This is a genomic window from Asticcacaulis sp. (assembly GCF_020217185.1).
Lineage (GTDB): Bacteria > Pseudomonadota > Alphaproteobacteria > Caulobacterales > Caulobacteraceae > Asticcacaulis.
Genome location: NZ_JAIWNX010000018.1, coordinates 1 through 10,000 on the forward strand (window position 1 = coordinate 1; position 10,000 = coordinate 10,000).

The 10,000-nt window shown below is 59.9% G+C and carries 5 protein-coding genes; all 5 read right to left on the reverse strand.

Annotated elements, in window-relative coordinates:
• Nucleotides 1-610, reverse strand: a 610-nt coding sequence (locus tag LDL37_RS00825; protein WP_290792949.1) for an alpha-L-fucosidase, incomplete at its 3' end; no start/stop codon positions are given.
• A gap of 69 nt (nt 611-679) precedes the next feature.
• On the reverse strand, nt 680-2,719 hold the full coding sequence (locus LDL37_RS00830) for a glycoside hydrolase family 9 protein (RefSeq protein WP_290792951.1): 2,040 nt from the start codon (nt 2,717-2,719) through the stop codon (nt 680-682).
• Between the two features lie 199 nt (nt 2,720-2,918).
• On the reverse strand, nt 2,919-4,202 hold the full coding sequence (locus LDL37_RS00835) for a glycoside hydrolase family 5 protein (protein ID WP_290792955.1): 1,284 nt from the start codon (nt 4,200-4,202) through the stop codon (nt 2,919-2,921).
• Nucleotides 4,203-4,540: 338 nt separating this feature from the next.
• On the reverse strand, nt 4,541-6,070 hold the full coding sequence (locus LDL37_RS00840; RefSeq protein ID WP_290792958.1) for a tryptophan halogenase family protein: 1,530 nt from the start codon (nt 6,068-6,070) through the stop codon (nt 4,541-4,543).
• 166 nt (nt 6,071-6,236) lie between these two features.
• Nucleotides 6,237-9,638: a TonB-dependent receptor gene (locus tag LDL37_RS00845; protein ID WP_290792961.1), complete on the reverse strand. Its 3,402-nt coding sequence runs from the start codon at nt 9,636-9,638 to the stop codon at nt 6,237-6,239.
• Between the last annotated feature and the right edge of the window lie 362 nt (nt 9,639-10,000).

Genomic DNA, 10,000 nt, shown 5'->3' on the forward strand with positions numbered 1-10,000 from the left:
GCTCGGAGACGCCGAACCGCAGGCCACGCTTGCGCGCCGCCGCCGCCCATTCGCCGACAATATCGCGTTTGGGCCCCATGGCGACCGCGTTCCATTTGTGGTGCTTCGACTTCCACAGGTCGAAATTGTCGTGATGGACGCCCATGCTGACGAAGTATTTGGCACCGGCGGCCGCATAGAGGTCCATCAAGCCTTCAGGGTCGAACTTTTCGGCCTTCCACAGGGGGATTATGTCCTTATAGCCAAACTTTGACGGCTGGCCGTAGGTCTTGACGTGGTGCGTATTGTGAAAGTGGCCGGGGATATAGAGGTTACGCGCGTACCAGTCCCCGACGCGCGGCACGGCCTGCGGGCCCCAGTGCGACCAGATACCGAACTTGGCATCGCGGAACCAGTCGGGCGCCTGATAGGTCTTCAGCGACTCAGGCGTCGGCTGAAACGGCCCTTTGGCGACCGGCAGATCGTAGCGGACCGGCGGTTTGGGCTGACAGGCATCGCCATCAGCAGCCGCCGTGGCCTTGGAGGCCGCAAAACCAGCCCCGGCAACCGCACCCCACGCCCCCATCAATGGCACACCGCCCAACAGGCTGCGTTTGGTTAGTTTCACCATGATCTTTTCCTTTGTGTCCCTGTTAGCTCTTGCTGAACTTTATATAAAACAGTCGGTTGTACGCATGATCTAGATAAATTTGGACAGCAGGCGGATATAGGCCACCTGATAGCCGTTCGACACTTCGGTGATCGGCCACGAATTCAGCGGCCAGCCATCATTGAAGTCCTTGTAGGATTTTTGCGCGGGCTGCGCATAGGGCGGCGAAGGACGCTTGGTGCCACACAGGTTGCTGACCGACGGACAACGGCTGTCCCAGTCCCATTGCGTCTGGTTGGGACCGCCCGGCACAAAGCCCGGCGGCGGGCCATAGGTCGAGGTGCCCACGCTGTCCCATTTGGCCGAGCCATCCACAAACCACGCGTGGAAGATCTGAGTGGCAGAGTTTTCCGCGCCCAGACTGGACATATTGGTCAGATAACACAGGGCCAGCGGGTTCACGCCGTGCATGTAGTGGATATAGGCCGCGGCCGCGTTCAGATTATCGGTCGGGCTGTGCGTCGTGCCCAGATTATGCACATTGAGCGCCGTAAACAGCAGACCAAAATTCGCCTTGATACTGTTGCTGCCCCACACATAGTCGGGAATGAAGGCCTGATACGGGTCGGCCTTTGTGGTGATCTTGCCGCGCACCCATTCCCCATTGACGCCATTGAGGTAGTTCGTGCGGATATCATTGGCCGTGGCCGAGGGCACCCCCGGCAGGGTCGCGTAGTGCAGGAGCGCATCCTGCGTCCCGCCATCATAGGGCGACACATAGTTGCGAAAGCGGATCAGGTTGGCCTGCCCGTAATTGGCTTCGACGAAATCGCGATAGGTGGTCTTGCCCGTCGCGTCATAGAGATAGACCGCCGCGATCAGACGCGCCAGCAGGCGTCCGCGATCATCCGTCTCCTGCTGACCGGCCCCCAGCCCCTGCGAGCCGTTGGCGGGATCATTGTTGGTGAAAATGACATTCGGGTTGGCCACGGCCCAGTCCCACGCCTTTTCGGCCCGCGTCTGAAGATCGGCGGCATAGCTGGCAAAGGGCGTAAAGCCTGCCAGCACCCTGGCCCCGCGTGCAAAGGCCCCGGCGGTGTTCAGGGTCGCCGATGTGCTGGCCGGACCATAATAGCTGGGGCCCGTGGCCGCCGACGGGGGCGACGCGTGGCTGAGCCCGACAATCGACAGGACCGAGCCGTCGGCCTGCTGCATGCGGCGCAGCCAGTCGAGCCCCCATTTGGCTTCGTCGATAATGTCTGGAATGCCATTACCCGATTCCGGGATATTGTAGTCATCTCCCCAGATGGACGGCTTTTCGGCATAAGCGAACAGCAGGGCCGTCACGTATCCGGCCGTCCAGCTTGTATATTTGTTGAAGTCGCCCGCGTCGTACCAGCCGCCGGAGACGTCGCGTTCGGTCGCGGCATTGGTCTTGTCGCTGTACAGGCGCGCATTGCGGTCCTGACCCGGCCCGACGTGCGAGGCCGCATCGGCCCAGCCGGCTCCGGCATGGGCCACGGTCTTTTCCTGCCCGGCGCGCTGATAATAGAAGTACCGCACCGCCGCCTTCAGCACCGCGGCATAGACGTCGCTGGCGATCCTGAATGTATAGGATCTGACGTTCTTCTGGGCATCGCGAATGTAGTATTCGCCGACGGCGGTGACGCTGCTGAAGTCGAAATGCCACACCTTGTCGCCAGAACTTTTGTCGGTCGCGCCATTGTTCCAGGCCACGGGGGCCGCCGTAAACACCACGGCGTCCGTGGCGGCATTGACCACCTCATAGACGGTGCCGGGCGTGAAGGAATCGGCGGCATCGAAACTGATGATCTGCGTCCCGTCGCTCAGGGTGCCCACGGCCTCGCCCTGCGGGTCACGGATGACGGCGACCTTGCCCTGCGTCGGCAGGTAGCCGAACTGATCGACGACAATCGGCAGGCCCAGCGTCATGGTCGAAGGGCGCAATACGGCCGGTGTGGCGGATGAGGCGGACGAAGACGCCCCCCCGCCGCCGGAGCTGCCACCTCCACCGCCCCCACCACCGCAACTCAGAAGGCCAAACGGGATCAGGCTGATGCCGGCGGCCAGCAACAGGCGACGCCGGGTGGAGTCAACGGGGGTGGTCATAAGCAATACCCTTCGCATGACGGGAAGGCGGTCCCTGCCTTCCCGTGGACTGTTCTGTGCGTTTCAGGCCCTGTGCCTGAGCGGATGGTTCTGCCAGAGCGAAATGACTTTGAGTGGAATCGACATTTCGCTCTAAATTTTTGTTTTGTCGCGATATTTTTTGTCGAAAACCGCTCACACTTTTCGACATATCGCTCTGTTATTTCTTGCCGGCCCCGATGAGCAGGGCGTCCAGCATCGCCTGATCCTTGACGGCAAGCGTCGTGCGGTCGATGAGGGCTCCGGTGTCCCAGAAGAAGGGCACGGCGCCATTGGCTCGCGCCTGCTGGGTGACATACCGGTTCCAGAAATCCACCGAGGCGTTGTGCTTGGGCATGTCCAGCGGCTGGGTTTTGCGCCAGGCACCGTACTCACCGATGATGACGGGGATGCCCTTGTCGATGAAGTGGGTCTTCATCGACAGCATTTGCTGATCGACATAGGGCTCCTCGCTGTGGGTCGCGTTGCGGTCCGGCTCGATCGTCGAATGGTTGTCGCGGCCCCAGTAGTAGAACATCTTGCCCCAGGACGCGTCCTTGTCGATGATCATGAACTGCGACGGCGCGTAATAGTGGACTTCGAACATCAGACGGTTCGTCGTGGTATCGGTGGGCATGCCCGGCCACATCGAAACGGCCAGCTCGGTATTGGTTTGCGGCGCCTGTACGACGAGGGTGCGGTAGGCGTTTCGCCCGCCGGTCGCGCGCACAGCGTCGATAAAGGTCTGGTGATAGCTGAGCAGGATTTTTGTATTCGCTTCCGTACCGGCGTCCGGCTCGTTAGCGCTGGCGAAGATCAGGCGCTCGTCGAAGTCGCGCAGGTGGGTGGCAATCTGCTCCCAGAACGCTTTCTGCCTGGCGTTGACCGCGTCCTTACTGGCCGCATCTATGTGCTTCTCAAGCCAGCCCCCATCCCAGTGGATGTTCAGCACCACATAGAGGTCAGCATTCATGCAGTACTGGACAACCGTCTTGACGCGGTCCAGCCAGGTGCTGGAAATCTTCGCCGTTGTCTTATCCGCATACTGGTCCCAGGCGCACGGCAGTCGGATGGCGTCAAAGCCCAGAGCCTTATACTTGTTGACAAGCGCCTGGGTGATGAGCGGATTACCCCAGGCGGTTTCCCCGCCTATGGCTTCCATCGTATTACCGATATTGATGGCCAGCTTGATTTTGGCGGCAATCTCGGCCGCCGTGCTGGTCATCCCCGCCGCATTCGCCGGCAGCGGATTTGTATTATAGTTGGGATACAAACCGCTCGCTGACGAGGACGATGAGGAGGAAGACGACGACGTTGAAGAGGTGCCGCCTGCGGAGGCCGTCGATACGCCCCCACCGCCGCCCCCACCGCAGGCCACGACCGATAAGGGCACCACGCAGGCGGTGGCCATGATCAGATGGCGACGGTTCAGGACCTTGGGCGTCTTGTCGGTTTGTTTTGTCATAGGGTACTTCCTCGTTTTACAGGCCGTTTACGGCTCTCTTTGTGACTGTTTCAGATTTCAGGGGTTACAGCCGACACAGGGGACGGCTTTGCGGGGGGGGGGCGTCACGACATCTGTCTTGAAAGGGGCCCCCATCCCATGGGCTCAACTCGCCTTCGAGGGCGATAAATTGAATGATTATATGATAATAACGCCATTTGCGGACTGTCAAGCTCTCCCTAGATCATTATGATTTCTGGTAGAAACATAATGATCTAGTTTTTTGTTTGCCCCTCGCCGGGCGGTGGCTCCGCCACCTTGGCCGCCGCCTCAATGGCGGCTTGAGCGCAATGATTCTACTAGAAATCATTCCGCTCTAAATCGGCCTGAGGTCGCTCAGAGGCCGCCTTGCAGTGCCGGTCGATGAAATCCTGATGCGACATGACCGCCTGCGCCGAGCGCCTGATCTCGTCGCGGCGCAAATCCATACCCTTTTTGATCTGTTCCAGCGGGTAGAGGTCCGCCGCTACGGCGTAGCGCGTGGGCACGGCTCCATTGCCCAGCAGGATGGCGAGCCAGCTCGGTTCCATATAGGATTCCAGATCACCCAGCGGGATCTGTGCGCTGGCGTTCCATACCTCCAGCTTGTGGCGCAGACTGTCGGGAATTTCGATGTTGCGGCACGCCGCCCACAAGGGCTCTGGCCGGCGTGAGAGGTAATAGTGGGCGATGATGAAGTCGCGTATGCGCTCGATCTCGCGGGTGGATATCCGGTTGTATTCGTCGCGCAAAACGGGGTCGATCGTCCTTTCGGGGAAGAACTGAAGCAACTTCAGGACTCCCATGACGATCAACTGTAGCCCGGTGGACTCCAGAGGTTCGAGAAAGCTGGAGGCGAAACCGATCCCTATACAGTTGCGGTTCCAGAACACCTTGCGATGCCCGGAGGTAAAGCGGAACACTCTGGGTTCAGCCAGCGGTTCGCCCTCGATGGCACCAAGCAGGGCGTCACGCGCCGCATCGTCGCTCCAGAGGTCCGAATTATAGACCATGCCGTGCCCGCTTCGGTGTTGCAGGGGAATCGTCCAGCGCCAGCCCCCGGCGTGAGCCGTGGACCTCGTATACGGCATGGGCGCGCCGGTCCGTGTCGCCGGGGCCGCCATAGCGCTGTTGCACAGCAACCACTGCGACCAGTCCACAAACGGCGTGTCCAGCGCCTTTCCCAGCAATTCAGAGGCGAAGCCGGTGCAATCCAGAAACAGGTCGCCGGACACCTTGCGGCCATCGGCAAGGTGGATGGCGGTGATATGGCCAGACGCGCTGTCCAGATCAACGTGCGTCATCCGGCCTTCGATACGCTGCACGCCCAGCCCCGTCGCCACCTCGCGCAGATAATGGGCGTACAAGGCGGCATCGAAATGGTAGGCATAGTGATAGCGCGCAGTCTGCGGATCGCCCGGCGCAAAACGATTGCTTTTCGCGACGGCGTAGGCGAACGAATAGTCATCGATCGGATGCGCGTCGCCGGCTTGCCGCAGTCTCAGCCAGTAATGGTGGGTCGATACCCCCTCCACCTGATGACCATAGTCGCTGAAGGCGTGGAAATGCCGGTTCCCCACAACGCCCCAGTCGCAAAACTCAATACCCAGCTTGAACGTGCCCTGAGTGCGGCGAATAAAGTCATTTTCGTCAATGCCGAGCAAGGCGTTGCAGTGCGCCAGTACCGGCACCGTCGCCTCCCCGACGCCGATAATGCCAATCTCCTCGGATTCCACCACAGTGATGCGCGTTCGACGGCGATCCGTCTTGCGCGCCAGCAACCCCGCCGCGATCCAACCCGCCGCGCCGCCGCCCAGTATGACGATGTCCTGTTGCTGTACGCTGTTCATAGAGCGCTTTCTGAATTTATAGCGGGATGATTTCTACTGGAATCATTCCGCTCAAGCCGCCATTGCGGCGGCGGCCAAGGTGGCGAAGGCCACCGCCCGGCGAGGGGCTAAACAAAAATGAAGAGCAAGGGCGCTTCGGCATGAAGCGCCCTTCCCCCTCAGACCGTTAGAAGCGCGCCCGCACGGTGACTTCGTAACGCTGATCGCTGACATTGTAGTCGTAAGGCTCGAACACGCCAGGCACGGGCTCCTGAAGCGTTTTCGACTTCGTATTGAGAAGGTTGTTCGCGTTGAAGGACACGGAAATCTTCTCGTTCAGCCTGTAGTCAAAACCCAGGTCCAGATAACCCGCCGCCGCCATATAGGCCGGAACCATGTTGTACACCGGATAGGAATGGGCGGCGTCAAAGTTGGTCGGGCTGGTATTGAGGATGTAGGGGTTGCCGCCGCTTGTCGCGTAGGACAGCGGATTGACGTTGGTGGACAGCAAGGCCTTGTCGCGCCAGTTGTAGGCCAGACGGACATTGACCTTGTCGCGGCTGTACAGCAGCTGGATATTATAGGCCCACTTCGACAACCCGGCATAAGGGAGGTCGGGGTAGGTCTGCGGCACCGTACCGTCCGGGTTCAGGCCCGGCAGGGAGCCATTGGCCGGCGGCGGGGTCAGCACGCTGTTGGCCTGCTGGGCCGGGTTCCGGCTGTCGATATAGGTCAGGTTGGCATCGATACCGAACCCGCGCATCCAGCCGGGAAGCTGATCAAAGAACTTGCGGCCACCGATTTCAAAGCCCTTGATCGTGGCCTTCTGCTCGGAGGTCTTGTTCTGCAGATAGAGCCACGGCAGATCGAGCGTTGTCGGCGTCCCCGGATTAGGGTCCCCGGCATTGACCGGCGGAGTCTGGCCATTGGCGTAGGCCAGCGCCGGGATGGGCAGATTGTTGGCGATGAACGAATGGAACACCGGATGATCTTCGATCTGCTTGGCGAACAGATCCACGTAGAAGAAGCTCGACGACGACGGATAGAATTCGAACGTCACGTCCTGGCTGTTGATCATGGTCGGCTTCAGATCCGCGCCGCCGCCATTGACGGAAACCCCGGTGAGGATCGAAGGGGCCTGCGGATTGGTGGCAGACCGCGATCGGGCACTCACCGACCCGCCGGCGCGGATGTCATTGAGGTTCGGCGGTGCCGACGCCCTAGATGCCGCGGCGCGAATGATGAAGGTGTCGCTGACGTCGAACTTGATGTTGAACGACGGCAGAACGCGATGGTAGCTGTAGTTGCGTTGTTGCAGGTTATACGCCTGAACAAACGCATAGAGCGTCGGGAACACCGGATTGGCGTTGGGGTTGGCGGTCTTCACCTGCTGCGCGTTGAAGTAATCCGTGCTGTCCTTTTCGGTGAGCGCCAGGTTCGTCGCATTGGGCGTGGACAGAAGGCCGCTCGCCGTCAGGGTTTCGGAGAAGGAACGCACCCCGATATTCCCCGAAAACGCCGGGATGAAGCCGAAACCATCGTGGGCAAACTTGGCCTGAATATAGATGGCCTTGTTGACGATGCGGCTGTCGGTCTTATTCAGTCCCTGATCGATATAGCGCGTCCAGTATTGGTCCGCCGTCCCGTTGGCGATTTGCCCGTTATAGGTCTTGAGCAAATGGTACCAGTCATAGCTTTGCAAGAGCGACTGGCTGGGGACCAGAAGCTGCGCCGGAACCGCCGCGTCGCCGCCGAAGAAATTCGGGAAGCTGGCCACCTCATAATCCGACGCGCGGACATTCGGGTTGGTCAGATACAGAATGTTCCCTGCGCCATAGGACGGATCGCCGGGATGCGCGCCCCACGGATTCGACAGCCACGACTGGCTGAGCGGCGCCCAATAGGTCCCCACATTGTCGTCGTTTTCGGTGCGCTTGGCGATACGCATGCCGAAGGTAACGGTGCGCAGGAAGCCCTCATCGCTGGGCCGGTATTCCACATCGAAGTGGGCAGCCGTCATCTCGCCCTTGTTATTCGGTTTATGATAGCCGAAATTGCTGAGATACGCCTTGCTCTTGTCGAGCAGGCCCGATGTGGAAAGACCCGTCAGAAGCGGCAGCGACCCCGTCAGGTCAACGTCCATCGAGTTTACCAGCGGGCTCGTCTGGGCGAGGCCCACAAACATGTTTTCCCCCGTCATACGGGAACGGACATATTGCGCACCGCCACGCACCGTTATCTGTTCGCCAGCCGTCCACAGGAAGCTTTGCGAGATATCGAGGGTAGAGCTTTTGCTGCGCGACGCCGACGCCCCGCCGCTCGGGTTAAACGTGCCCGCAGGCCCGCACTGCACCAGGCGTCTGCCGTCCCATCCCGCCGGGGGATTTGCCGGATTAACCCCGGCGCTGGCGGACCAATCCCACTGGAGCGACGAAGCCGGGCCGCCAAAGGTGGCGCCGCAATCGAGCTGGTACCAGCTGGGCAACCAGCCAATGGTCTTGCTCTGGTTCTGGAATTCGACCGCATTGCCGGTGGACCCGACCGTCAGGCTCCCCCTGCGGAAAGCGCCATCGGCATTGAATTCAACCGGGCTGCCCACCTTGGGCATAACAGCGGAGGTCGCAGACGGGCTCGACCCCACGGAGCCGCTGTTGCTCCAGCCGTCGTCGATATATTGCGAGAAGAAGACGGTGTTGGTCAGCGTCAGGTTTTCCGTCGGCCGCCACTGGATGGCCTGATAGGCACCGTAGCGGTCACGCTGGCTGAGATTGTTGCTCCAGCTAAACGAGCTGGGAACAAAAACCATATGGTCGTCGCGCGTGGAGTTCGGCGAATACTCCCCGAACATGGCGCCGACCTGAAGGTTGCTGCTCTGCTGGTGCAGGCGGCTGTAGGCGACATCCCACAGTACGCCAATTTCACCGATATTGGTGTCGAAGCGCCTCGAGAACATGGCGGAGACGCGCGGCGACCCCTTTTTCACTTGGCTGCCGTAGCTGCCGCCCACTGTGAGGTTGAGCTGAGGCTCCTTGAAATCGAAGGGCAGATGGGTGCGCAGGTTGATCAACGACGCCCCGCCTTCGATCAGATCTGCGCGCGACGCCTTATAGACATCGACACCGGCCATCAGTTCCGGCGTCACTTCGTTCCAGCTGATGGCGCTGGCACCGTTGGCGCTGAACAACTGCTGGCCGTTGAGCATGCTCGAATTGAAGGGCAGACCGCGCACGGTGACGCCCGTCCCTTCGATCTGGAACGCCGAACTGCCGCCGTTGGTGGAGGTGTAGCGCGATATCGACACGCCCGAAATGCGTTGCAGCACTTCGGTGATCGAATTGTCCGGCAGCTTGCCCGCTTCGTCGGCGACGATCGAATCGACGATCGTGTCGGCCTTCCTTTTGATTTCAATGGCCGACTGAAGCGCCTTGCGACGCGCCGTAACCACGATCACGGCGTCGCCATCGGCTTTGGCAGCCTCGGCTTCTTTGGCCTCGGTGGCGTTTTGCGCACAGACCGGCATCGCCATTGACAAGGCGATCGCCGACGTCCCGGCAACGAGCGCTAAAAAGCGCGACTTTATTGGCAACATACATGCCTCCCCTGTGAGCCGTCCTCTATGCGGCGGCGTTCTTGTTTGACTGGATGACCGCAACGGACTCGCCTGCGGACACGGGCTCATATCACACTATTATATTATTGTACGACAAGAATGTTTTTGAGCGCCGTGCAATTGTTTTCATATTTGATGCAAAAACATCACATAATTGTCCGATAAAATGCGAATTTTGGCTATAAATAAAGAAAAACGAAATTTACCGATAAAAAATTAGCCCGAGCCTCTTGTTTCATATTTTGTATGAGTATATTACTTATTGGCCAACTGGTTTGGCACCGCACTGAGCATCAAGCCTTCTCCCCGTTGGATGAGGCCACTCCCCTCGCTGAACGCTC

Bases quoted from the DNA above. Each gene is read 5' to 3' on its own strand.
- LDL37_RS00835 (WP_290792955.1), bottom strand. From the start codon at position 4,202: ATGACAAAACAAACCGACAAGACGCCCAAGGTCCTGAACCGTCGCCAT.
- LDL37_RS00845 (WP_290792961.1), bottom strand. From the start codon at position 9,638: ATGTTGCCAATAAAGTCGCGCTTTTTAGCGCTCGTTGCCGGGACGTCG.
- LDL37_RS00840 (WP_290792958.1), bottom strand. From the start codon at position 6,070: ATGAACAGCGTACAGCAACAGGACATCGTCATACTGGGCGGCGGCGCG.
- LDL37_RS00830 (WP_290792951.1), bottom strand. From the start codon at position 2,719: ATGACCACCCCCGTTGACTCCACCCGGCGTCGCCTGTTGCTGGCCGCC.